General features: G+C 71.0%; 23 protein-coding genes. 12 read left to right on the top strand and 11 right to left on the bottom strand.

Features of this window, described 5'->3' with window-relative positions; genetic code table 11:
* Positions 1-46: 46 nt before the first annotated feature.
* From Aiant_RS35810 to Aiant_RS35800, 3 genes are read left to right on the top strand one after another with little or no spacing between them, the layout of a single operon-like run.
* Positions 47-478, top strand: a complete 432-nt coding sequence (locus Aiant_RS35810) for a hypothetical protein (RefSeq protein WP_189331882.1) — start codon at positions 47-49, stop codon at positions 476-478.
* A gap of 10 nt (positions 479-488) precedes the next feature.
* Complete coding sequence (locus Aiant_RS35805; protein WP_189331814.1) at positions 489-1,259, top strand: LLM class F420-dependent oxidoreductase; 771 nt, start codon at positions 489-491, stop codon at positions 1,257-1,259.
* Between the two features lie 55 nt (positions 1,260-1,314).
* A complete protein-coding gene (locus Aiant_RS35800; RefSeq protein ID WP_189331815.1) occupies positions 1,315-1,899 on the top strand; it encodes an ATP-binding protein in 585 nt (194 codons plus the stop codon).
* On the opposite strand, the gene Aiant_RS35795 is transcribed toward Aiant_RS35800, so the two are convergent.
* Complete coding sequence (locus Aiant_RS35795) at positions 1,883-3,325, bottom strand: GntP family permease (RefSeq protein WP_189331816.1); 1,443 nt, start codon at positions 3,323-3,325, stop codon at positions 1,883-1,885. The two genes, Aiant_RS35800 and Aiant_RS35795, sit on opposite strands and share 17 nt — an antisense overlap.
* A gap of 29 nt (positions 3,326-3,354) precedes the next feature.
* Positions 3,355-3,789 (bottom strand): MarR family winged helix-turn-helix transcriptional regulator, encoded by a 435-nt coding sequence (locus Aiant_RS35790; RefSeq protein ID WP_189331817.1) that lies wholly within the window; start codon positions 3,787-3,789, stop codon positions 3,355-3,357.
* A gap of 86 nt (positions 3,790-3,875) precedes the next feature.
* Between Aiant_RS35790 and Aiant_RS35785 the strand changes: the two genes are divergently transcribed.
* Positions 3,876-4,508 carry an FMN-dependent NADH-azoreductase gene (locus Aiant_RS35785; protein WP_189331818.1) on the top strand — a complete coding sequence of 211 codons (633 nt, stop codon included), beginning with the start codon at positions 3,876-3,878 and terminating at the stop codon, positions 4,506-4,508.
* 1,787 nt (positions 4,509-6,295) lie between these two features.
* On the opposite strand, the gene Aiant_RS35780 is transcribed toward Aiant_RS35785, so the two are convergent.
* A complete protein-coding gene (locus Aiant_RS35780; protein ID WP_189331819.1) occupies positions 6,296-6,976 on the bottom strand; it encodes an SDR family oxidoreductase in 681 nt (226 codons plus the stop codon).
* Positions 6,977-7,048: 72 nt separating this feature from the next.
* On the opposite strand from Aiant_RS35780, the gene Aiant_RS35775 reads away from it, so the two are divergent.
* A complete protein-coding gene (locus tag Aiant_RS35775; protein WP_189331820.1) occupies positions 7,049-7,606 on the top strand; it encodes a TetR/AcrR family transcriptional regulator in 558 nt (185 codons plus the stop codon).
* Here Aiant_RS35775 and Aiant_RS35770 read toward each other — a convergent pair.
* Both Aiant_RS35770 and Aiant_RS35765 read right to left on the bottom strand, forming a co-directional pair.
* Positions 7,577-8,179 carry an acyl-CoA-like ligand-binding transcription factor gene (locus Aiant_RS35770; RefSeq protein WP_189331821.1) on the bottom strand — a complete coding sequence of 201 codons (603 nt, stop codon included), beginning with the start codon at positions 8,177-8,179 and terminating at the stop codon, positions 7,577-7,579. The two genes, Aiant_RS35775 and Aiant_RS35770, sit on opposite strands and share 30 nt — an antisense overlap.
* Positions 8,176-9,687, bottom strand: coding sequence for an MFS transporter (locus Aiant_RS35765; protein ID WP_189331822.1), 1,512 nt, complete (start codon positions 9,685-9,687; stop codon positions 8,176-8,178). The genes Aiant_RS35770 and Aiant_RS35765 overlap by 4 nt, the downstream gene beginning before the upstream one ends.
* Positions 9,688-9,819: 132 nt before the next feature.
* Here Aiant_RS35765 and Aiant_RS35760 point away from each other — a divergent pair, with 132 nt between their 5' ends.
* From Aiant_RS35760 to Aiant_RS35745, 4 genes are all read left to right on the top strand, one after another.
* Positions 9,820-9,978: a hypothetical protein gene (locus Aiant_RS35760; RefSeq protein ID WP_189331823.1), complete on the top strand. Its 159-nt coding sequence runs from the start codon at positions 9,820-9,822 to the stop codon at positions 9,976-9,978.
* A 90-nt stretch (positions 9,979-10,068) separates the two neighbouring features.
* On the top strand, positions 10,069-11,817 hold the full coding sequence (locus Aiant_RS35755; RefSeq protein WP_189331824.1) for a hypothetical protein: 1,749 nt from the start codon (positions 10,069-10,071) through the stop codon (positions 11,815-11,817).
* Positions 11,810-12,148, top strand: a complete 339-nt coding sequence (locus Aiant_RS35750; RefSeq protein WP_189331825.1) for a hypothetical protein — start codon at positions 11,810-11,812, stop codon at positions 12,146-12,148. The genes Aiant_RS35755 and Aiant_RS35750 overlap by 8 nt, the downstream gene beginning before the upstream one ends.
* A gap of 275 nt (positions 12,149-12,423) precedes the next feature.
* The gene (locus Aiant_RS35745; RefSeq protein ID WP_212846604.1) at positions 12,424-13,887 is read left to right on the top strand and encodes an NF041680 family putative transposase; all 1,464 of its coding nucleotides are present in this window, start codon (positions 12,424-12,426) and stop codon (positions 13,885-13,887) included.
* 8 nt (positions 13,888-13,895) lie between these two features.
* Here the strand turns inward: Aiant_RS35745 and Aiant_RS35740 are convergent, their stop codons facing one another.
* Together Aiant_RS35740 and Aiant_RS35735 are read right to left on the bottom strand one after the other, a co-directional pair.
* Positions 13,896-14,756 (bottom strand): zinc finger Ran-binding domain-containing protein, encoded by an 861-nt coding sequence (locus Aiant_RS35740; protein ID WP_189334042.1) that lies wholly within the window; start codon positions 14,754-14,756, stop codon positions 13,896-13,898.
* A 76-nt stretch (positions 14,757-14,832) separates the two neighbouring features.
* Positions 14,833-17,748 carry a galactose oxidase family protein gene (locus Aiant_RS35735; RefSeq protein WP_189334041.1) on the bottom strand — a complete coding sequence of 972 codons (2,916 nt, stop codon included), beginning with the start codon at positions 17,746-17,748 and terminating at the stop codon, positions 14,833-14,835.
* 171 nt (positions 17,749-17,919) lie between these two features.
* Between Aiant_RS35735 and htpG the strand changes: the two genes are divergently transcribed.
* Complete coding sequence (gene htpG, locus Aiant_RS35730) at positions 17,920-19,764, top strand: molecular chaperone HtpG (protein WP_212846603.1); 1,845 nt, start codon at positions 17,920-17,922, stop codon at positions 19,762-19,764.
* 78 nt (positions 19,765-19,842) lie between these two features.
* Here htpG and Aiant_RS35725 read toward each other — a convergent pair whose 3' ends face one another.
* Entirely contained in the window at positions 19,843-21,156 is a 1,314-nt protein-coding gene (locus Aiant_RS35725; protein WP_189334039.1) for a nucleobase:cation symporter-2 family protein, read from the bottom strand.
* 8 nt (positions 21,157-21,164) lie between these two features.
* A complete protein-coding gene (locus tag Aiant_RS35720) occupies positions 21,165-21,434 on the bottom strand; it encodes a hypothetical protein (RefSeq protein ID WP_189334038.1) in 270 nt (89 codons plus the stop codon).
* Between the two features lie 188 nt (positions 21,435-21,622).
* On the opposite strand from Aiant_RS35720, the gene Aiant_RS35715 reads away from it, so the two are divergent.
* Complete coding sequence (locus tag Aiant_RS35715) at positions 21,623-21,988, top strand: hypothetical protein (protein ID WP_189334037.1); 366 nt, start codon at positions 21,623-21,625, stop codon at positions 21,986-21,988.
* On the opposite strand, the gene Aiant_RS35710 is transcribed toward Aiant_RS35715, so the two are convergent.
* Entirely contained in the window at positions 21,985-22,329 is a 345-nt protein-coding gene (locus Aiant_RS35710) for a hypothetical protein (RefSeq protein WP_189334036.1), read from the bottom strand. The genes Aiant_RS35715 and Aiant_RS35710 overlap by 4 nt on opposite strands.
* Before the next feature lie 115 nt (positions 22,330-22,444).
* Between Aiant_RS35710 and Aiant_RS35705 the strand changes: the two genes are divergently transcribed.
* The gene (locus Aiant_RS35705) at positions 22,445-23,314 is read left to right on the top strand and encodes an alpha/beta fold hydrolase (RefSeq protein WP_229830867.1); all 870 of its coding nucleotides are present in this window, start codon (positions 22,445-22,447) and stop codon (positions 23,312-23,314) included.
* 34 nt (positions 23,315-23,348) lie between these two features.
* Here Aiant_RS35705 and Aiant_RS35700 read toward each other — a convergent pair whose 3' ends face one another.
* On the bottom strand, positions 23,349-23,948 hold the full coding sequence (locus tag Aiant_RS35700; RefSeq protein WP_189334035.1) for an HAAS signaling domain-containing protein: 600 nt from the start codon (positions 23,946-23,948) through the stop codon (positions 23,349-23,351).
* Positions 23,949-23,973 lie beyond the last annotated feature (25 nt).

The following is a 23,973-nucleotide window of genomic DNA, read 5'->3' as shown; positions in this document are numbered from 1 at the left end:
AACTATGCTGCCGCGTACGCGATAGAGAAAGGGGAATGCCGTGCCGATGCTCCGCCGTGTCGCCGCGTCCGTCACCCTGCTGGCCACCGCGGCACTGGCCGCCGGCTGCGAGATCGAGCTGAACCCCGAGTCGATCCCCGCGCCGTTCAGCGTCGCGCCGGTGCCCTCCGCCTCGGCCACCCAGCCGAAATACGTGTGCACCGCGGTCTACAAGATCCTCACGGACGGCGCGGTCAAGGCCGCCGGCTGGGCGACCCACAAGGGCGACGACGCCAAGGCCGGCTTGCAGAAAACCTTCTCCGACATGGCCGCCCAGGTCACCGCCGCCGGCGCGCAGAGTTCCGACCCGGCCCAGCGGGCCGCGGTCGACGAGGTGGCCGCCGCCCTCACCAGGGGCAGCCAGTCCGAGGATCCGAAAGCCTTCCTCAACGGAGACTTCGTCACGGTCGGGCAGAAAATCGACAACACCTGCCCCTAGGCTTCCCTACATGATCGATAGGCCGGTTCGGATCGGGCTGCAGTTGCAGCCGCAGCACATGGACTACCCCACCATCCGGCGCACCGCCGCCGAGGCCGAGGAGGCCGGGGTCGACGTCCTGTTCAACTGGGATCACTTCTATCCGCTTTCGGGCGAGCCGGACGGGCTGCACTTCGAGTGCTGGACCATGCTCGCCGCCTGGGCCGAGTCCACCTCCCGGGTGGAGATCGGCGCCCTGGTCTCGTGCAACAGCTACCGCAACCCGGAGCTGCTCGCCGACATGGCCCGCACGGTCGACCACATCTCCGACGGCCGCCTGATCCTGGGCATCGGCTCCGGCTGGTTCGAGCGGGACTACACCGAGTACGGCTACGAGTTCGGCACCGCCGGCGGCCGGCTCGACGACCTCGCCACCGCACTGCCCCGCATCGAGTCCCGCTGGGGCAAGCTCAACCCGCCGCCCACCCGCAAGATCCCGGTGCTGATCGGCGGCGGCGGCGAGAAGAAGACGCTGCGCCTGGTCGCCAAGCACGCCGACATCTGGCACTCGTTCGCGGCCGGGGAGGCCCTGGAACACAAGCTCACGGTACTCGGCGAGCACTGCGCCGCGATCGGCCGCGACCGGGACGAGATCGAGGTGTCGGTGGTCGCCAAGCCGGAGACCCGCGACGCCGCGCGCGAGCTCGGCGCGCGGATGTTCACGGTGCACGTCGGAGGCCCGAAACCCGACCTGGGCGAGCTGCGGGAGTGGCTGTCCTGGCGCGACGAGGTCAACGGCTGACACCTCGGCGCATGGTGTCGGTACCATCGCCGCGTGATCCGCCGGACATCGATGGATGCGGCGAGTCGCGCTGTTCAGCGGGTTCTGGCTGTTCGTCGTCACCCGCGCACAAGCCAACGGGCAGGCCGGGTGGACCGGTGGGTTCATCGCGGTGGCCGGGCTGACGTTCGGTCTGGCCCAGGTCGTCCTCGGCGCCCTGGCCCTGCGTAGGGAAACGCCGGCCGGCACACTGATGGTGACCTCGCTGACCGCACCGCAACCCCCACACACGCACCGGGGGCGTGACGGTCTGGTCGGCGAGCTCACCGGGCTCGCCGGGCGGCGGCACCGGGACCAGCCACGGGTGCAGGTTCTGCACGGCATGGGCGGGTCCGGCAAGAGCACCGTCGCGCAGACGCTGCTGGCCGGAGCCCGGGACCAGTTCGCCGCGCTCCTACCCCTGCGCGAGCGCATCCTCGGCCCGGAACATCCGGAAACGCTCGCGACCCGTCACGGCCTCGCCTTCTGGACCGGCTCCGCGGGTGACCCCGCAGCCGCACGCGATCAGTTCGCCGCCCTCGTTCCCGTCCGGGAACGCGTTCAGGGCCCGGCGCAGAGCGGGGATGTAGGCCGGCCGACGGCGGTCAAACGACCAGGCTGAGCAGCATCACGCAGGCGAAGCCCACCACCGAGATGATCGTCTCCATCACCGACCAGGTCTTGATGGTCTGCCCGACGGTCATCCCGAAGTACTCCTTGACCAGCCAGAACCCGGCGTCGTTGACGTGCGAGAAGAACAGCGAGCCGGAGCCGATCGCCAGCACCAGCAGGGCCACCGTGGGGTGGTCGAGGGTGGCGGCGAGCGGGGCGACGATGCCCGCGGCGGTGATGGTGGCGACCGTGGCCGACCCGGTCGCCACCCGGATCCCGACCGCGACCAGCCAGCCCAGCAGCAGCGCGTTGAGGTTGGCGTCCTGGGCCGCGTCGGCGATCACGTTGCCCACCCCGCTGTCGACCAGGACCTGCTTGAAGCCACCGCCGGCCGCGACGATCAGCAGGATGCCGGCGATCGGGGGCAGCGCCCCGCCGAGGACCGCGTTGGTCTGGCGCCGGTCCATGCCGGCCCGGTGACCGAGCGTCCACATCGCCAGGAAGACGCCGAAGAGCAACGCGACGACCGGCTGGCCGAGCACCTCGAGGACGTCACGGACGTTGTTACCTTTCGGCAGGGTCAGCTCGGCGATGCCGCGCGCCAGCATCAGGACGATCGGCAGCAGCACGGTCAGGATCGCCGGCCAGAACCCCGGATCGCGACGACGATTTTCGGTACGGTCGGGCACCCCGTCCGCGTCGAGATCAGCCGGGTTCCCGGGCCCGCCGGAGGCCCGGTTCGCGTCCGCGTCCGCGTTGTCCGCGGGCTCCCGGGTGATCCCCCGCTCCGGCACCGCCACCGGCACCCGCGCCGCGATCCACTTCCCGTAAACCGGCCCGGCCACGATCACCGTGGGGATCGCGCAGATCAGCCCGAACATCAGCGTCAGCCCGAGATCCGCGTGCAGGCTGTCGATCGCCACCAACGGTCCGGGGTGCGGCGGCACCAGGCCGTGCAGCACCGACAGACCGGCCAGCGCCGGAATCCCGATCAGCAGCAGCGGAACGTTGGTCCGCCGCGCCACCAGCAGCACCATCGGCACCAGCAGCACCACGCCGACCTCGAAGAACAGTGGCAGCCCGACCAGCGCCGCGACCCCGGCCATCGCCCAGGGCAGCGCCGCACCGGACACGCCCGCGACGATCCGGCGCACGATGCCGTCCGCCCCGCCCGACTCGGCCAGCAGCACCCCGATCATCGACCCGAGCGCGATCAGCACGCCCACGCTGCCGGTGGTGCTGCCCAGCCCCGTGGTGAACGAGGTGACCACCTTCCCGGGCGCCGCGCCGGCCACCAGGCCGAGCACGCCGGATCCGGTGATCAGGGCAAGGAACGGATGCCATTTCGCCCAGGCGATGAGCAGGACCACCGCCGCGATGCCGAGGACCGCGGCGACGATCAGCTGGCCGGTGCCGGCATCGGTGATGGTCGACATGCCGCGCGGTTACCCATCCGGCGTTTGTTTCACTCCTGTTTCCCGAGCACCTTCGCCAGCGCGGTCGCCACGGTCGCCGCCTCCTCCGCCGACATCAGACCGGTGAAGTGCCGCTGGATACCGTCCAGGTAGACCGGTGCGGCCTCGCGCAGCCGCTGCCGCCCGGCGTCGGTGATCGTGGCGTGTGCCGAACGCCGATCGTCCGGGTTGCTCTCCCGGGCCACCAGCCCGGCCGCGACGAGCTGGTCGACGACCCGGCTGACCCGGGTCCGGCTGACCACCGCCCGCTCCCCCAGCTCGCCCATGCTGAGCCGGCCGTCCGGGGCGTGCCGCAGCTCCAGCAGCACGTCATACCAGGTCAGGGGCAGGCCGCAGGCGCTCTGCAAAGCGCGGTCCAGCACCGGCACGAGGGTGGCGTGCACCCGCAGCAGGGCACCCCAGGCCGCGGTTTCGGTGTCGCTCATCACCACAGCGTACCGAAAACTTGTGCGTGCGCACGCACTGGGCGTAGAAATGTGCGTGCGCACGCACTACCGATTGAGGAGTCACCATGAAGCTGCTGCACATCGCCGCCTCCCCGCGCGGCGAGCGTTCCGAGTCCCTCGCCGTCGCCCGCACCTTCCTGACCGCGGCCCAGGAGGCCCAGCCCGGCCTCGAGGTCGAGGAGTGGAACCTCTGGGACGGCACGCTCCCGTCCTTCGGCCCGCCGGCCGCCGCCGCGAAGATGTCCGTCTTCGCCGGCCAGGAGCCGACCGGCGAGGCCGCCGAAGCCTGGGCCGCGGCGACCGCCACGTTTCACCGCTTCGACGCCGCCGACCGCTACCTGTTCAGCGTCCCGATGTGGAACGCCGGTGTGCCCTACATCCTGAAGCAGCTCATCGACGTGATCAGCCAGCCCGGCCTGGTCTTCGGCTTCGACCCGGAGGCGGGGTATTCCGGTCTGCTGCACGGCAAGAAGGCCGCGGTCATCTACACCAGCGCCGTCTACGGCCCGGGCCGCCCGCCGTCCTTCGGCGACGACTTCCAGGCCCCCTTCCTGTCCGGCTGGCTCCGCTGGGCCGGCATCCACGACCAGACCGAGATCCACTTCCGTCCGAACTTGGCCACCGCCGACGCCGAGACGGCCCGAACGCTCGCCCACAGCCAGGCTCGCGAACAGGCCAAACTCTTCCTCCAGCCCTGACCTCGGGGCGCTTGCCACGCGGTCAGCCAGGTCCGGGGTCCGCCCTAGTCCGGTCACCCCGGACCGCTCGCCGCACGGCCGTCGCGGGCCGGGATCCGCTCCCCCGGCAAGGTCACCCCGCCGACCGGCGCCAGGCCCGCTTCGCCAACGATCGCCCTTTCGGTACGACCGGGGCCCCGTCCCACGCCTTGTCCACAGTCCCGCCGGGAACGCGCCGCCCGCCAGTCACGGCCAACCAACGATCCCCTCGTCACCCGCCTGGAGTTCGCCGCTAACTCGCTAACAAAAGTCCGACATATCCGTTAAGCCCGCCGTCGCCGAGCCAGCCCACCCTGCTCGCCCCCACCCGATCCCGGCTGGCCCCGGCGGCCCTATCCAGGCACGAGACAGGGCCGTGAACGCCAGCCCGACAACCCCGGCTGGCACTGGCAGCCCTATCCAGGCACGAGACAGGGCCGTGAACGCCAGCCCGACAACCCCGGCTGGCACTGGCAGCCCTATCCAGGCACGAGACAGGGCCACGAACACCAGCCCGACAACCCCGGCTGGCACTGGCAGCCCTATCCAGGCACGAGACAGGGCCGTGAACGCCAGCCCGACAACCCCGGCTGGCCCCGGCGGCCCCATCCAGGCACGAGACAGGGCCACGAACACCAGCCCGACAACCCCAGCTGGCCCCGGTGGCCCCATCCACGCACGAGACAGGACCGTGAACGCCAGCCCGACAACCCCGGCTGGCACTGGCGGCCCTATCCACGCACGGGACAGGGCCGTGAAGGCCAGCTCGAGAACCCCGGCTGGCACTGGCGGCCCCATCCGGGCGCGAGACAGGGCCATGAACGCCAGCCCGACAACCCCGGCTGGCACTGGCGGCCCCATCCGGGCACGAGACAGGGCCATGAACGCCAGCCCGACAACCCCGGCTGGCACTGGCGGCCCCATCCGGGCACGAGACAGGGCCATGAACGCCAGCCCGACAACCCCGGCTGGCACTGGTGGCCCTATCCAGGCGCGAGATAGGGCCGTGAACGCCAGCCCGACAACCCCGGCTGGAGCTGGTGGCCCTATCCGGGCGTGGGATATGGCTTTGAGGGCCAGCTGGGGTGGGGGTTGTGCTGCGGGGCCTGATTTGAGGCGGGACAACGGTGGCGAGCGCTGGGGAAACAGCGGGTGCGGACGACGCGATCGGCGTACCGGGAATCGGCACCGCCCCGGGCATTCGCCGGCGGCAACCGGGACCGCGGGCCGCACGCCATCGAACGAGCGGGCCCGTGACCGTGACCAGCCGCGGACTTGGGCGGCGGCCGCGTCGGTGACCACCAGCCTTGGGCACCGGAGTAGAAGGGCGCCCGTCTCGCCGCGCCCACAGGGCGCCCGATGCCGCGGGGTCACCCCTGGAAGGGCGGGCTTTGACCGGCCACGGTCACGCGGGGCACGACGAGCTTTGCCACGGGAGGACAGGCTTTGGCCGGCCACGGGCACGCGGGACACGACGAGCTTCGCCACGGGAGGACGGGCTTTGGCCGGCCACGGGCACGTGGGGCACGACGAGCTTCGCCACGGGAAGGCGGGCTTCGGGCCACGACAAGCCTCAACTCGGCAAGGCCGGCTCGACCGATCAAATCCGGCACCGGGCCTCACGCCGGAGAGCCAGGCCTGACCGGCCACGAGGCGGCGATGGTGTCGCGGGCGCCGGCCCGGCCGTCGCGAGCCTCAGCGCCAGTCGCTCGCCGTCGACGGTCGCGTCGCGGGACTCGACCCGGGCGGGCCGGCTTCACCGGGTGCGGTCAGGCGGGGGTTCCGGCAAGGCTCGCCTTCACGGAGCGGGTCAGGTCGTCGCCGAGGACCTCCGGGGCTCCGGCGGCGACCGCGTCCAGGGCGAGCTTCGCGACCAGGGCCGGGTCGGTCTTGCGGTCGGCGGGCACCGCGGCGGCCATGTCGGTGTCCATGTAGCCCACGTGCAACCCGGTCACCGTGATGCCACGGGGGGCGAGTTGCTCGCGGGTGGCGTTGGTCAGCGCCCAGGCGGCGGCCTTGCCCGCGGAGTACGAACCGTAGGCGGCCGGGTGCAGCCAGGACAGCACGGAGAGAACGTTCAGCACCGCTCCCCCGCCGTTCGCCTCGATCACCGGGGCGAAGGCGCGGGTGGCGGCGAGCGTACCGAAGAAGTTGGTCTCCAGCTCGGCGCGGATGAGGTCCAGGTCGCCGCCGATCAGGGGCTGGCCGGTGGAGACGCCGGCGTTGTTGATCAGCAGGGTGGCGTCGGCGGCGGTCGCGGCGGCGTCGGCGACCGAGGCCGGGTCGGTGACGTCGAGGCGCAGCGGGATGGCGCCGGGCAGGTCGATCGACTCCGGGCGGCGGGCCGCGGCGTAGACCTTGGCGCCGCGGTCGAGCAGCTGGGCGGCGAGGTGACGGCCGAAGCCGCGGTTGGCACCGGTGACGACAGCGATGGCGGTAGTGAGTTCCATGCGGATTAGATTATGACTGTCATCTAACGTCGGCAAGGTAATAGATGACACACGCAATCTATAGTTGCCGGCATGGGACGGGTATCGCAGGCACAGGCCAGGGAGAACCGGGAGCGGATCGTCGCGACGGCGGCCGGGCTGTTCCGGGAGCGGGGGATCGCCGGGGTGAGCGTGGCCGACATCAGCGCCGCGGCGGGGCTGACGCACGGCGGGTTCTACAAGCAGTTCGAGTCCAAGGACGCGCTGGTCACGGAGGCTATCGGGTACGCCTTCGCGGAGCAGGCCACGCGCCTGACGGAGACCGGCGCACGAGACGGGCGGCGAGCGCTGCTGGACGCGTACCTCAGCATCGGTCATCGGGACGAGCCCGCCGCGGGCTGCCCGACCGCCGGATTCGCCGGCGATGTCGCCCGCGCAGCGGGCGGCGAGCCGGCCCGCGACGCCTACGCCGAGGGGGTCGAGGCCTACGCGCGGATGCTCGGCACGACCGGCGAACCGGATCTGGCCGCGGTCAGCACCATGGTCGGTGCGCTGCTCCTGGCCCGGGCCACCGCCGGTACGGCACTCTCCGAGCGGATCCTCACCGCGGCCCGTGACTCGCTAGCCGAGCGGGAGACCCTTCTGGAGTAGGTCGAGGCCCTCGATCAGATGATCGAAGTCGGAGTAGTCGAGGGTCGCCTGCCCGAGCATCCGCCCGGGCGGCAGGATCGCCAGCACCAGCCCGGCGATCGCGCCGCTCATCGCCCGGACCCGGATGTCGCCGGCCGGCAGCCCGCACCGCTCGGCGATCGCCCCGGCGATCAGGTCGATGGCGTCGGCCATCTGGTTCATCGCGCGGGCCCGCAGCTCGGGCACCTCGGAGAAGAGCTTCTGCCGGCGCCGCTCGCTCTCCCACGCCTCCGGCGTCAGGCCGGTGAACACCTCGCGCATCGCGCGCCGGATGGCCTCGATCGGCGGGACCTCCGGAGGCTGGGCACGGACCGCGGCGAGCAGCATCGGGTCGTAGTCGTCGATCAGGATGACGTCTTCCTTGGCCGGGAAGTAGCGGAAGAACGTGCTCGGCGAGACCTCGGCCGCCTCCGCGATCTGGTCGACGGTGGTCGACGCGTACCCCTGCTCCTCGAACAACCGCATCGCGTGGTCGCGAATGGCGGCCCGGGTCTTCGCCTTCTTGCGTTCGCGCAGGCTGGGGGTCGCTGTCATACCCCCGATTCTGCCAGCACCGTCGGTTCCGGCGTCCCGGCCGGGCGGCGGGTGCGCCGGGGCAGGATCAGCACCAGCAGCACCCCGGCGGCGGCGACCACACCGGTGGTGACCAGCGCGGCGTCCATGCCGTGGGTGAACGCGTGCCGCACCGCGTCGAGCATCCCGAGATCGCCGGACTGCCTCGCGACGGCGACCCCGGAGGCGGCACTGTCGCGGGCCGCGGCCGGGAGTCCGGCGGCGTCGACCCGGTCGCGGTACCCCGAGTTCAGCACGGTGCCGAGCACCGCCACGCCGATCGCGCTGCCGACCTGGCGCATGGCCTGGATCAGACCGTTGCCGACGCCGCCGCGGGACGGGGTGAGCGCGCCGATGGCCGCGTTCATGGACGGTGGCAGGGTGAAGCCGAGCCCGATCCCGGCCACCGTGATCCAGGCGGCGACGTAGCCGTATCCGGTGTCCGCTCCGGTGCGCGAACCGGCCAGCAACGCGCCGGCGATCAGTGCCAGACCGGCGCCGACGACCAGGCGGACGCCGAACCGGGCGACCAGTTTGTCGGCGAGCCGGGCGCCGACCAGCAGCCCGCCGATCACCGGGAGCAGGCGCAGGCCGGAGCCGAACGAGTCCTCGCCGCCGACCGCCTGGAACAGCTGCGGCAGCGCGAAGAGCAGGCCGAAGAAGGAGAAGCTGGCGACCGTGGCGAGCACCGACCCGCCGGTGAAGCCGCGGGAGCGGAACAGGTCGAGGTCGATCAGCGGCGTCGCCGCCCGGCGCTGCCACAGGACCAGGGCCAGCAGGGCGACCAGTCCCCCGGTGAGCACGCCGAGCGCGCGCGGGTCGGTCAGGCTGCGCTCGCCGGCCTCGATGATCCCGTAGGTGAGGCCGACCAGCCCGATCGCGGAGAGCAGCACGCCCGGCAGGTCGAGGCGACGAGTCCGGTCGCCGTGCGACTCGGGCACCCAGGCGACGATGGCCAGCAGGCCGAACACCACGATCGGCAGGTTGATCAGGAAGACCGAGCCCCACCAGAAGTGGTCGAGCAGCCAGCCGCCGAGCAGCGGGCCGAGCGGGATGCCGAGCGCGTTCGCGGTGATCCAGATGCTCAGCGCGCGCGGACGGCTCTGCTCGTCGAAGACGACGGCGAGCACCGCGCCGATCAGCGCCATGATCACCGCCGAGGCGAGACCGAGCGCGGCGCGGGCGGTGATCAGCTGGCCGCTGGTGGTCGCGTAGGCGCACCAGGCGGACGCGGCGCCGAACACCGCCAGGGCGCCGAGCAGGAATCGCTTGCGGCCGAACCGGTCGCCGAGCATCCCGGCCGGCAGCAGGGCGGCGGCCAGGACCAGCAGGTAGGAGTTGGTGAACCACTGCAAGTCGCCGGTGGAGGCGTCGAGGTCACGGGCCAGGGTCGGCAGCGCGACGCTGAGCACCGTGCCGTCGAGCCCGACCGCGAGCGTGCAGAAACAGAGGGCGGCGAGCGCAAACCAGCGCGCTTTGGAAGTAACCATGAAATGACGGTAACTCTCAAATTCTAGTAGCTGTCACTTTACTCAGACGGCTCTCAGCTTTGGCGCGCCTTGCGCGCGGGCTGGCGCGGCTGTGTGAAGATCTTGGATGGCGATGTGGGGGTGGGGATTGCCATGAAGAAGGTGCTCGGCTGGGTCCTGCTGTTCCTGCTGGTCTTCTGGATCGGCACGAGCCCCGGGCCGGCCGCCGACGTGGCCCGCAGCATCTGGGACGGAATCGCGAACATCTTCACGAACATCGGCACGTTCTTCGTCGAGCTCGCCAACGGCTGACCGCCCGGTGGCGCATTGACGACGGCGAGTGACGCCGCCTACCGTCTGTCCGATCAGGATCCCGCACCTCACGACCTCCGGACTGACGCCATGACTGCCGTGCACGACCTTCCGGGGGCAGGTCGCGCCCCGCTGTCCATGCCTCGGTACGCCCGGTCCAGCGACCGCCTCAGCAACACCACGCGATATCTGTGCACCGCGGCGTTCCTGATCCCCGGCTTCGCCGATCAGGTGGTCGACGAGTTGATCGGCGAGTTGCGCCGATCGGTGCCGCCGTCACACGGCTTCGACCTGGACCCGGTCGTCCGGCAGTGCTTCCGGGTCCGCCGCCGGCGGGTCTTTCAGCAGCTGGCGGCGACGGCGCTGTTGCTGCTGGCACTGCTGGCCAGCCCGATGACCACCTTCGTGGTGGGCTACCTGGGCCTCCTGGTCCGGCTCGGCCGTTCGGCCTCGCTGCGCGCGCTGCTGCGCCGCCTGCACCTGCACTTCTTCCGGTGGTGGATCATCTGGGTGCTGGCCGGGTTCCTGGTGGCCGCGGCGGTCTGGACGTGGCAGTTGGTCACCACGGCGCTGGTCAGTTACGACCTGGTGGCCGTCGACATCCCGGCGGTCGACGACGTCCTGGCCGGGCACACCGACCGGCCGCTGCTCGCCCTGCTCGCCCTCGCCGGCATCGTCGCGGTGTCCTGGGCGTTCCGCCGCGACGACTACCGCGTGGTCACCACCGAGTTCGGCGCCGGTGCACCCCATCAGCGCCACCGGCTGCGGGACTCGCTGGTCGAGGACCGGCTCGCGATGATCGCCGCCGCCCAGCGCGGCAACGTCGTGGTGCACCACGACGATCCGTTCCTCGGGTGCGGCGCGGTCGAGCAGGGCTGGTCGTTCAGCATGACGCTGCGCCCGCGCGACCCGTCCGGGATCCGCCCGGAGGAGCCGGTGGCGATCGACCCGGTGGCGCTGAACCGGCGGCTGAAGACCGCGATCGAGGCGATGCGCGCCGACTGGCTGGACGAGGGCCAGCGGGTGACCGGGCTGTCGGTCCGGCCGTACGTGGTGGCCGACGGCATCCGCGACGAGAACGACCCGGTGATCGACCGGGAGACCGGCATGCCGTACACGATGGCCGACGACGCCACCGTGGACGCGATCGTGGCGAACCCGCAGGGCGGGCTCCGGCAGTACCTGCGGGTGGTGATCCCGGTTCGCGGCAAGGCGATCCGCGACGAGCGCGGGGAGGTCATCCTCAACGCGCAGGCGCTGGGCATCTCGGTCAGCGCGTTCGTGCACGTCGCGGTCGAGGGCGGGATGCTGTACGCCGAGTTCCTCGGCACCGTGCTGCCGCCGCTGCGCGCCGAGTGCCAGGTCGCCGACACCCTGCGGCCGGCGAAGGCCGGTTCGTACGCCCTCGGCGGGGTGCTCCGCGGCGCGCCGGTCGACGTGATCGCCGGGCCGTACCGGCTGCTCCGGGCGCTCAGCCGGGTGGCCCGGCTGCGCTGGCGGATGCGCGCGTCGCTGAACCGGGCGGCCGAGTTCCGCACCCACGACTACGGCGCCCGGCTGAGCGTGCGCGACCTGGCCTCCGCACCGGAGCCGGAGAGCTACCTGCAGAAACTCGACGGGATCAAGTACGTCAAGCTGGTCGACCGGATCGTCGGCGAGGCGATCGTCGACTACCTGGTGGAGAACGGTGTCGACCCGCTGGAGTTCCGGCAGGCGGTCAACCAGATCACGCTGCAGAACAGCAGCCTGGTCCAGGTCGGCACGATCCAGGGCGGGCAGAACGACTTCGGCGGCACCGGCAACGTGTTCACCACGACGGGAGGACCCACCCATGGCTGACTCGAACACCTTCAACATCGGCGGCGTCTACGGCGGCCAGAACGACTTCGGCGGCTCCGGCAACGTCTTCAACCAGCAGGTCAACGGGCTCGACGCGGCCGCGGTGGCCCAGTTGCTCACCCGCGTGCGGGACAACCTCACCGACTTCCCGGACCCGGAGGCCGCCGGGCGCAGCGTCACCGAGCTGCAGCGGGCGCCGGTCGCCGAGCTGGCCCGGCCGGGCCGGCTGCGGACCCTGCTGGAGGACCTGCACCGGTACGCCCCGGCCGGCTCCGAGGCGCTCGCCGCCCTGACCGCCGTGATCACGGCCGTCCGCGGGGTGACCGGCTAAGGCCTGTTTCATAACCCGGCCGAGTGCGAGGCGAGGTCAGGAGTGTGGCTGGCAACGGCCGCGATTTGCCCGCATACAACACCGGTATGCGGGCAAATCGCGGACGCTGCCAGGCGCGCTCCTGGCCACGCCGCAGCCCCGGTCGGGTTATGAAACAGGCCTTAGCTTGAGTTTTAACGTGCGGCCTGGCGGTATCGACCCTGGCTGATCATGGAGACAGCCCTTGATCGATGATCTTCTTGTCTAGGGAAGAAAACCGAATCAAGGGCTGTCTGTTGATCAGTGTGCACGACGCCGCTCCGACTGACGCGGTCGGGCAGCTGACCGCGTTTAGGCAGGAGTTCCACCGCTGCCTGAGCCACCGTCCGGATGCTTTGTTCGAGCTGGTGGACGCACTGTTGTGCGGGGACGGCCCGGTGATCTCGCTGCCCGAGCTGTCACTGACCGGTGAACATCGGCGGGGCCATGGTTCGCTGTACGCGGCCCTGAGCCGCGGCCGTATCGACGTCGACCGGCTACGGACCGCCTTGGCCTCGGTCACCGTCCCGAGAGCCGCTGACGGACGGATCGTCCTGGCCGTGGACGTGACCTGCTGGCTGCGACCCGAGGCCCACACCAGCCGGCAACGGGTGCTCTGCCACACCTACGGCCGCGGCAAGGACACCCACATCATGGTCCCGGGCTGGCCATACTCACTGGTCACCGCCCTGGAGACCGGCCGCAGCTCGTGGACCGCACCCCTGGACGCCCGCCGCCTGGCACCCGGCGACGACACTGCCACGATCACCGCCGGGCAACTCCGCGACGTGGTCGAACGGCTCATCGCCGCCGGACACTGGCAGCCCGGCGACCCCGACATCTGGATCGTCGCCGACGCCGGCTACGACGGACCCCGACTGGCGTTCCTGCTCACCGACCTGCCCGTGCAGATCCTGGTCAGGATGCGCTCCGACCGAGTCCTGCGCCGGCCTGCACCAGCCCGGACGCCAGGCACGACCGGCCGTCCGCCCCGCCACGGCGGCGAGTTCCTCTTCGGCGACCCTGCCAGCTGGGGCGAGCCCGACGCGGCTACCACGACCGACACCCGCCTCTACGGCGCCGCGACCGCCCGAGCCTGGCACCGGCTGCATCCGCGTCTGACTCACCGCACCGCCTGGATCAGCCAAAACGGGCAGCTACCGATCATCGAGGGCACCGTCATCAGACTGAGCGTCGAACAACTGCCGTCCGGCGGCAACCCGAAACCGGTCTGGCTCTGGTGGTCCCACCCCACCGCCGACAGCCACGAAGTCAACCTGGCCTGGCAGGCATTCCTCCGCAGGTTCGACATCGAGCACACCTTCCGCATGCTCAAACAGACCCTCGGCTGGACCCGCCCAAAACTACGCGACCCCGAGGCCGCCGACCGCTGGGCCTGGCTCGTGCTGGCGGCCTACACCCAACTGCGACTCGCCCGAGCAGCGGTCAGCGACCTACGCCGCCCCTGGGAACGACCCATGCCTGCCGAACGGCTCACGCCCGCCCGCGTCCGACGCGGGTTTCGGAACCTGCACAGCAGGACCGGCAGTCCTACTGCTGCACCGAAACCCTCCCGGCCAGGCCCCGGACGCCCACCCGGCCGCCGCAACAACCAGCCAGCCACCCGCCACGACGTCCACATCGTCACCAGCCCAAACACCAGCCCAAGCGACAAGACGAAGAGAATCTCGAGCAGCCCCAGACCACGCCGCACCGGTTAAAACTCAAGTTAGATGCCCTGCCGGTCGCGAATCGGCAGACCCAGCTGCTGGGCGATCGGATTCCAGACCGCCAGGAATTCCTCTTTCGCCTCGCCGGCGGCCGTCGACTTATCGTCGGCGGCGGCGTCGAGACGACGGGTGGCAGCGGTATTCCGGCAACCGTTCCGCTGCTTTTCCTCCGCCCATTGCACGTAATACCGGTCGGCGGCGAGAGAATGCTCGAACGCCGATTTCAGGGCGCTCCGGGCCTGTTCCCCGGCCGGGAAGGCGGACAGGTCGAGAGCCGCCAGCGTGTCGCGCTCGGCGCCGCGCTCGTCGCCGGCCTCGCGCAGCCCGCTGATCGCGCCGGCCAGGCCGGTGCAGCCCTCGACCGACTTGATCGCCCGGTTCAGCTTGTCCCGGCTACGCTTGCTGCGGTCCAGGAGCTGGTCCATCGCCGCGCCCTGCGCCTGCGGGTCGGCGGCCGCCACGGTCGGCGACGTCGTCGCCGGATCATCGGTCGACGGAACCGTGGCGACGCTGCTCTCGGCCACCACGACACCGGGCGGGCCGTCCGGGGTGTCGCTGTGCCGCCGCGCCAGCGCGACCCCGCTGACCGCGCCGGCCAGCGTGAGCACGGCGACGCCCACCAGCACCGGACGGGCCAGCGGCCGGGGCTCGACCAGCCGGTCCTGGAAGCCGTCCTCGGCCGGCACCTCGTCGTCCTCGTCCCGCGCGGCGACCGGAACCGGCCGCGGCGCCGGCGACCGCGGCGCCGCGGACCGCGGGACGGGAACGACGGCCGTCGGAGCCTCCCGCAGCGGATGCTCGCAATTGTCGCAATAGTCGAGCGACGGGTCGTTGTCCAATCCGCAGACCTCGCACTTCATCGCCCGAGCATAGTCACATAGACATCGGTGATAAAACCCGGAAACGGCCCCGGAATGGTCCGGGGCCGTTTCCCCCTCAGCCGATACGGATGGTCTTGGCGACGCTCGGAACGCCCTTGGCGTCCAGGGCGAACAGCATCCAGTAACCCGGCAGGGCGATGCCCGGGTCGGACGGGATGGTCAGCTGGTAACCACCGGTCACCGCCGCCGGGGGCAGGGACAGGCGGCGCTGGTCGGTGTCGACGCTGTGCGTCGCGGTGCCCATGCGGACGATGGCGAAGGACTTGACCGCCCGGTCGGTGCTGACGGTGATCTTCGCGCCGTTCGCGGCGGTGGCCGGGGCGGTGGTGATCGACGGCCGGGCGGCCGGCTTGCCGTCCTCGGTGAGCAGGTACGGCGGGGTGAAGATCTCCGCGTCGAAGTGGTTCGCCGCGCAGCCCTCGCCGCACAGCCCGCCACCGCCGGTGAAGACCCGGCCGTCCGGCATCAGCAGCGCCACGCTGTGATAGGTCCGCGGGATCGCCGCCGCCGACAACGTCGTGAACGTCTCGGTCGCCGGGTCGAACAACTCGGCACTGAGGACGGCGGTGTTGTCCGAGAACGGCACCGGATAGTTCTCCCCGCCGAAGACCGCGACCTTGCCGTCGGGCAGCACCACGCTGTTGTGGAACGCCCGGGTGTTCGCCATCGGCGCGACCTTGCGGGTGGTGACCGCCGACCCGTCGACGCTGAGCACGTACGCGTTCGCCGTGGCGTTGTTGTTCTCGTAGTTCGGCGCGCCACCCACCGTCAGGATCTTGCCGGTGTCGTACATGACGGCGTTGCCGTTCATCGCGTCCCCGTCGTCACCCCGCACCCCGGCCGGGCTGACCCCGCCGGTGCCGCTGGTGGTGTACCAGTTCATCGCCTTGCTCGGGCCGGCCTGCAACACCTTCCCCCCGGACCAGGCGAACAGCCAGGCATGGTTGTCCTTGCGATAGTCCCCGTTCGGGTTCGCGTCGGCCGTCAGCATCGGCGCCGCGTCCGCCCCGGGCAACGCCGTCCAGCCCGTCGACGGCGACCACACCTCACCGGCCTTGTGCGGACTCCCGTTGTAGCCACCCCAGCCACCGCTCCACGACCCACCGATCGTGAACACCCGCCCGTCACCCAGCGTCGCGCTCGCCTGATACCCCCGCGGCGTCGTCATGGCCGGCCCGCTGGTCCAGGCGTCCGTGGCCGGGTCGTAGATGCTGGTCTTCTCACTGTTGTTGCCACCGGTCACGAGAATCCGGCCGTCCGGGAGCGCGGAGATCCCGGGACAGAACATGTCGTGCCCGGTGTCGGTCACCGTCCGCTGGGTGACCACCCCGGTCGCCGGGTCGTAGGTGGCCGTCATCGTCAGCCCACCGCCGCCGCCGAACGAGTCCGGCCGGAACGCCGACCACGTCAGGATCTTGCCGTTCGGGAGTTGCGCGGCGGCCACCGGGACCAGCGGGAAACCGACCGGGGCACTCCACACCCCACGCTTCGGGACCACCGACCCGCTCGGGCCCAGCAGATCCAGCTCCGCCGCACTGCTCCACGGTCCCCGGTTCCCCGCCTCGGACAGCGCGGTCAACCGTACGTACCGGGCCGGAGCGGGTGGGAAGATCACCGTCTGGCGGGCCGGGCTGTCCGCGAACGTCCCACCGGTCAGCCGGTCCGTCCAGGTCGTGCCGTCGGTCGAGGTCGCGATCTGGTACCGCCCGATCCGGCCGTTGCCCGACGCGGCCGGGCGGGGCAGGTAGGCGAGCCCGCCGACCAGCGCCGAGCCGTGCAGGTCGATCGTCACGGTGTGCGGCAGGGCCGGGACCGGCGCGACGCTCCACGCGCTGTGCCAGATGGTGGCCGGGTCGCCGTCCAGCACGTTGGCCACCCGGCCGTTCTCCGCGGCGGTCTCCTCGCTGTCGGTCGTCGCCGTCCACCCGGTGCGGGCCAGGGTCGGGTCGGTCCGGCCGAGCACATTGATCTCGGCGGCGCTGCTCCACGGACCCCGGTTGCCTGCCTCGGAGAGCGCGGTGAGCCGGATGAACCGGGCCAGCGCCGGTGCGAACGTGACCGTCTGCGCGTCCTGGCTGTCGATGAACGCCCCGGTGGCCGCCGACGGTCCCCAGGTGACGCCGTCGGTGCTGGTCTCGATCCGGTACTGGCCGATCAGCCCGTTGCGGGTGCCGTCCTGCCGGGGCAGGTAGCTGAGCCCGGACACCAGGTTGGTGACCTTCATGTCCACGGTGAACGTGTGCGGCAGCGGCGCGGCCGGCGCCACGCTCCACGCGGTGTGCCAGATGGAGGCGGTGTTGCCGTCCAGGGCGTTCGCGGCGGCGCCGTTCTCCGCGGCGGTCTCCTCGCTGTCGGCCGCCACGGTCCACCCGGTCCGCGGCAGGGCCGGGTCGGTGCCGCCGAGCAGGTTGATCTCCGCGGCCGCCGAGCGGGTGCTGCGCCCGCCCGCCTCGGTCACCGCGACCAGCCGGACGAACCGGGTGATCACCGTGGTGAAGGTGACCGTCTTCAGCGTCGCGTCGTCGGCGAACGTGCCGGTGGCCGCGGCGCTCCAGGTCGTCCCGTCGTCACTGATCTCCACCCGGTACTGCCCGATCCGGCCGTTCGCCACGCCGGGCCGGGGCAGGTAGGTGAGCCCGCTGACCGCCACCCGGTTGCCGGTGTCCAGCGCCACCCGGTGCGGCAGCGCCCCGGTCCCGCTCAGCCACGCGGTCGCGCTGTCCCCGTCGAGCACCCGGGCCGCCGTCGACTGCCCGCTGTCCGCCGTCACCGTCCAGCCGGTACGCGGCAGCGGCAACGGCGTGGTCACCGCCACCGGCACGGCTCGCGGCATGATGTGCCCGGCGTGCGGGTCCGGCGCCGCCGGCGCAGCGGCCGGCGCGGGCCGGTGCAGCGCCACCGCGGCACCGGCGATCAGACATATGACCAGGGCGGCCGCCGTTCTGGCCCACCACCCACCATGGATACGCATGTTTGTCCCCCCAGATCGATCTCGGGAGAACCACATCGCATCCGTCGATGTGAGACTGTCGCCGAGCGGACAGTCGGGCGTGGTTCGGTGGGTCTTTCCCGTGCTGCTGACCGGGCGGCCCGGCGGTCGTCATACGATCGGCCGGGAAACACCGGACAAGGACGGAAACGGGTGACGATGGAGACGTTGGAGTTCCAGGCCGAGGCGCGCCAGCTGCTACAGCTGATGGTCCACTCGATCTATTCGAACAAGGACATCTTCCTGCGTGAGCTGATCTCGAACGCGTCCGACGCGCTGGACAAGCTGCGCCTGGCCAAGCTTCAGGACGGCCTGGAGGCGGACACCTCCGACCTGCACATCGAGATCGAGGCGGACCCCGAGGCGCGGACGCTGACGGTCCGGGACAACGGGATCGGCATGACCCGCGAGGAGGTCGTGGCGCTGATCGGCACGATCGCCAAGTCTGGCACGGCCGAGCTGCTGGCGAAAATCAAGGAGGCGTCCGAGAAGAAGGGCGACGCCGAGCTGATCGGCCAGTTCGGGGTCGGGTTCTACTCGACGTTCATGGTCGCCGACAAGGTCACCCTGGTGACCCGCAAGGCCGGCACCGAGGGGCACGGCACGCGCTGGGAGTCCGCGGGCGAGGGCACGTACACGATCGACGACGAGCCGGACGCGCCGGTCGGGACGACGGTCACGCTGCACCTGCGGCCGAAGGACGAGGAGGACGCGCTCTACGACTACGCCGACGAGTGGCGGATCAAGGAGATCGTCAAGCGGTACTCGGACTTCATCTCGTTCCCGATCCGCAAGGGCGACGAGACGCTGAACTCGCAGAAAGCGCTCTGGGCCCGCCCGCGCAGCGAGGTCACCGACGACGAGTACCACCAGTTCTACCGGCACATCAGCCACGACTGGTCGGACCCGCTCGAGATCATCAACATGAAGGCGGAGGGCACCTTCGAGTACGAAGCTCTGCTCTTCATCCCGTCGCGCGCCCCGCACGACCTGTTCCAGCGGGACGCCCGGCGCGGCCTCCAGCTCTATGTCAAGCGCGTCTTCATCATGGACGACAGCAAAGAGCTGATCCCGGACTACCTGCGGTTCGTCAAGGGCGTCGTGGACGCGGCCGACCTGTCGCTGAACATCTCCCGCGAGATCCTCCAGCAGGACCGGCACATCCAGATGATCCGCCGGCGCCTGGTCAAGAAGGTCCTGTCCACGATCAAGGACCTGATGAGCAGCAACCCGGAGAAGTACGCGACGTTCTGGCGGGAGTTCGGCCGGGCGGTCAAGGAGGGCCTGCTCAGCGAGCCGGACAACCACAAGCCGATCCTGGAGATCGCGTCGTTCGGCACCACCGCCCAGGACGAGCCGACCACGCTCGCCGCGTACGTGGAGCGGATGAAGGAGGGCCAGGAGGAGATCTACTTCCTGACCGGCGAGTCCCGTTCCCAGGTGGTGAACTCGCCGCACATGGAGGCGTTCGCCGAGCAGGGCTACGAGGTGCTGATCCTCACCGACCCGGTCGACGAGATCTGGGTCGACGCGGTGCCGGACTTCGACGGCAAGAAGCTGCGCTCGATCGCCCGCGGCTCGGTCGACCTGAAGAAGGACGAGGAGGAGGCGGAGCCGGAGGGCGACTTCGCCCCGCTGCTCGGCTTCCTCAAGGAGAAGCTGGACGAGCAGGTCAAGGAGGTGCGCCTGTCGCACCGGCTGACCACCTCGGCCGCCTGCCTGGTCAGCGACCAGGACGACATCACCCCGGCGCTGGAGAAGATGTACCGGGCGATGGGCCAGGAGGGCCCGCGGGTGAAGCGGATCCTGGAGCTCAACCCGAACCACCCGCTGGTCGCGGGGCTGCGCTCGGCGTACGAGCGAGGCGCCGAGGACCCGGCCCTGCCGGAGACCGCCGAGCTCCTGTACGGCACCGCCCTGCTCGCCGAGGGCGGCGACCTGGAGGACCCGGCCCGCTTCGCCAAGCTCCTGGCCGACCGGCTGGCCCGCACCGTCTGACCCGCACGGCACGACAGAGGCGCGGCCCCCACCGGGGCCGCGTCTCCCTTTTTCGGTACGCGCTGACCCGGCCCGGCGTCACACCGGCTCGGTCGCCGGCTGGTCGGTCCTCTCCGGGGTGGACGGTGCACCGGTGCCGTTGAAGAGGAGGTTCAGCAGGAAGACGACCACGACGGTGGTGGTGATGCTGCTGCCGAAGACGATCTGCAGCTGGTCGGGGAGTTTGCCGTAGAAGTTCGGAGCGACCACCGGGATCATGCCGGCGCCCAGCGAGACGGCGATGATCAGCAGGTTCTGGGTGCCGTCGAAATTCACCCGGCGCAGGCTCCGGATGCCCACCGCGGTGACGGTGGCGAACATGACCAGGGCGGCGGCGCCGATGACCGGGCCGGGGACCGCGGCGATCACCTCGCCGAGCTTGGGGATCAGGCCGAGCAGGACCAGGATGACGCCGGCCGCGGTGACCACGAAGCGGCTGCGGACCCGGGTGACCTGGACCAGGCCGACGTTCTGGGCGAAGGCGGTGTCCAGGAACGAGTTGAAGACGCCGGCCAGGATCCCGGAGAGGCCGTCGGCGGCCAGACCGCGGGCGATGTCGTTCTCGGACGGCTTCTTCCCGACCGCCTCGCCGACCGCGATCATGTCGGCCGTCGACTCGACGTAGATCACCAGCATCACGACGCACATCGAGATGGTCGCGGCGGCCTGGAACTGAGGGGCGCCGAAGTAGAACGGGCGGGCCAGGCCGAACCAGCCGGCGTCGCCGACGCCCGAGAAGTCGACCAGGCCCATGAGGGAGGCCACCACGACGCCGAACACCAGGCCGATCAGCACCGCGAGCGAGGCGACGAAACCGGTGGTGAAGCGATTGATCAGGATGATCAGCAGGATGATCGCGCCGGCCAGGGCGAGGTGGCTGAGCGAGCCGTACCCGGGGGCGCTGTCGTCGTTGCCGGCGATCAGACCGGCGCCCGCGTCGATCAGGGACAGCCCGATGATGGTGATCACCGTACCGGTGACCAGCGGCGGGAACAGGTGGATGATCTTCGCGAACGGCTTGGCGACGAGCAGGCCGAAGACGCCGGAGGCGAGGATCGCGCCGTAGACGGCGGGCATGCCGTATTTCGCGCCGATCAGGATCATCGGGTTGAGCGCGGTGAAGGTGGCGCCGGCCACGACCGGCAGGCGGACGCCGAAGATCTTCCAGACGCCCAGGCTCTGCACCACGGTGACCACACCGGCCACGAACAGGTCGGCGTTGACCAGGATCGCGATGGTGGTGCCGTCGAGCTTGAGCGCGCCGCCGACGATCAGCGGGACGGCGACGCAGCCGGCGTACATGACGAGGACATGCTGCAGGCCGAGCACGGCGAGCCGGCCGAAGGGCAGCATCTGGCCGGTCAGCAGCCGGGGCCGGCGGCCATGCCCTTGACGATGCGGTAGCGGGAGATGTCGCCCTGCACGTACGGGCGCAGCTGCCGGATCGAGGTCGGGTCGGTCCCGTTCATCGCGATGAAGCCGACGATCGCCGTGTTCACGGTGCGGCACGTCGCCTTGTCCGCGACGAGCCGCGCCTGCGCCTCCAGCTTGGACGGGTTCAACGCAGAGTAAGAAGCGGTGCCGACACTCAGAGTCACCGCACAGGCCGTTGCCATCTCGATCAAGCGCACGAGAGGAGGCTAGTGATGATCACGCGGCGTAACACTGGCCCGTTCGGGCAAGATCGCTCGTACGGACAGCAACACAACGTGTGGTGTGCCATTCCGGAGGAATGAATCCTGATGAGGGTTTACGCGATCGCTGCCGCTTTTATACCGTGATTACTCGGAGCAACGGTCTGATAGCGCTGGAGGATCCCATGCGTCGTGCCGCTGTCGTTCTCGCCCTCGTCCTCGCCGGTCTCTGGATCGCCTCACCGGCCCAGGCGTTCGCCCACAACAACGTCCACAACACCTACCTGCACGCGGTGCTCGACGGCCTCACCCTGCTGGTCGTCTCGGCACCGGTGTGGACCGCGATGCTGTGGAGCGGCCACCGCAAGTGGCTGCTGGCGGCTCTGATCGCGGTGGTGCAGATCCCGGTCGCGGTGATCGGTTTCGTGCCGATCGTCAACCCGTACCTGCACCTCGCGCTCTTCCTCGCGGCGATCACGATGACCGCCGTGTCCCTGCGGATCGTCCGCAACCAGGCCCGCGCCACCGCCCTGGCGCCCGCGGAGCGCTAAGCCAGGGTCTTCACCCAGTCCCCGGTGGACGCGCGTACGGCCAGGCCGATCACGGCCTGGCCGTCTCTTATCAGCTCGACCCGCGGGCAGCCGTCGGCTGCCGGGTGCCAGCCGCCGGCCGCGTCCCGGACCGCGTGCCGCCGGCAGTGCTCCTCGTCGACGAAGCCCCAGGCCAGCAGAACCTCCCGGTCGCCCAGCGAGTATCGGCCGACGCTGGCGATCCGGGCGCCCTCGGGACGGCGGAAGAACTCGGCACGCAACCCCGGCACCGGCCGGCCCTCGAAGGCGGCGTCATCCTCGGTGCGATGCGGTACAAATTCGTCCAATTCGGGCAGATCCACACGGGTAGTCAAGCACATCGGACCGGCCCCGGCCCGGAGCATGTCACGGTGATCTCGTCATCCGTTGTGACCGGCTTTTAACCTGACTGTCGGTGAGCGCCGCCACAATGGCCTGGTGGTGACCGAGACGATGATGCCGGTCAACGGCATACAGGTGTGCCTGGAAACCTTCGGCGAACGCACCGATCCGCCTCTCCTGCTGCTCGCCGGGGAGGCCAGCTCGATGGATTGGTGGGACGACGAGTTCTGCCGCCGGCTGGCCGCCGGCGGTCGCTTCGTGATCCGGTACGACCATCGCGACACGGGCCGATCCACCCCCTTCCCCGCCGGGGCGGCGTACTCCGGGGTGGACCTGATGAACGACGCGCTCGGTGTCCTCGACGCCCTCGGCGTGCCCGCCGCCCACCTGGTCGGGCTGTCCCTGGGCGGCGCACTGGCCCAGCGGATCGCGGTCGAGCACCCGCACCGGGTGCTCACCCTGACCCTGATCGGCACCAGCGCCGGTCTCGGCCCGGACGCCGTCCCGGTGCTGGCCGGCGTCGGTGCGGTCGCGGTCCGCACGCCGGCGGCCACCGAGGTACGCCTGCGCACCGCCACCGACGAGGTCGACTGGTCGGACCGGCGGGCCGCGGTGGCCGAGCTGATCGCCGAGGTCAAGTCCCGCGGCGGCCCGTTCACCCCGGACGAGCCACAGCTGCGCCGCCTCGCCGAGCGTGTCTTCGACCGCTCCGCCGACCTGGGCGCCGCCCGGCTCAACCACCGCGAGGCCGGGTACGGCCCACCGGTGCGCGACCGGCTCGCCGGGATCGAGGCGCCCACGCTGATCCTGCACGGGACGCTCGACCAGCGCTTTCCCGCCGAGCACCCGCGCGAGCTGGCCCGGGTGATCCCGGGCGCCCGGCTCGTGTGGCTGGAGGGCGTCGGTCACGAGGTCCCGCCCCGCGCGGTCTGGGGCCAGGTCCTCAGCGAGATCCTGGACCGGTGAGCCGCTCCCGGCGCACGCCGGCAAGCGGGGTGAGTCAGTCGCGGCGCATGCCGGTCAGCAGGGTGAGGCCGGCCGCCACCGATCCGGCGCAGGCCGCGAGGTAACCCAGCAGCAGCGCCACCCCGGCCCCGGCGCCCCACCCGGCCAGGACCAGGACCACCAGCATGGCGACCCCGCACGACCCGGCGGCGAGCACCCACCCGGCCGCTTTCTGCCCCACCGACCACCGGGGCGATCCGGTGGCGATCAGCAGGCCGGCGCCGGGCGCCAACCCGGGCATCAGGAACGTGCCGCCGATCAGCAGCGCGATCACCGTCGACTCGGGGCCGCCGACCACCGGCACCCGGGCCGGCACGGGCGCCACGGCCGGCGGCGCGGAGATCGGTGTGGGCAGGCGCAGGTGCAGCGGCAGATAGCCACGGCGGGTCACCTCGGCCAGCTCGTCGGGCGGTCCGAGCCGGGTCAGCACCGGCGTCGGATCGGTGCCCGGCTCGTGCCGCATGGCGAGGTAGTCGGTCACCGTCTTCATCAGCTCGTCGCGGCGGGTGGGCGGCAGGTCGTCACTCGCCGCCCAGAGCGCGGCCAGGTAGTCGAGGACCAGGGTGTCGGCGTGGGCCAACGGGGCTGTCGTCATCTCGGTTCCCCCTCCAAGCGATGTG

Origin of the sequence: Actinoplanes ianthinogenes (genome assembly GCF_018324205.1) — a bacterium.
GTDB classification, from domain to species: domain Bacteria; phylum Actinomycetota; class Actinomycetes; order Mycobacteriales; family Micromonosporaceae; genus Actinoplanes; species Actinoplanes ianthinogenes.
This window is presented reverse-complemented; position numbering and strand designations above follow the sequence as displayed.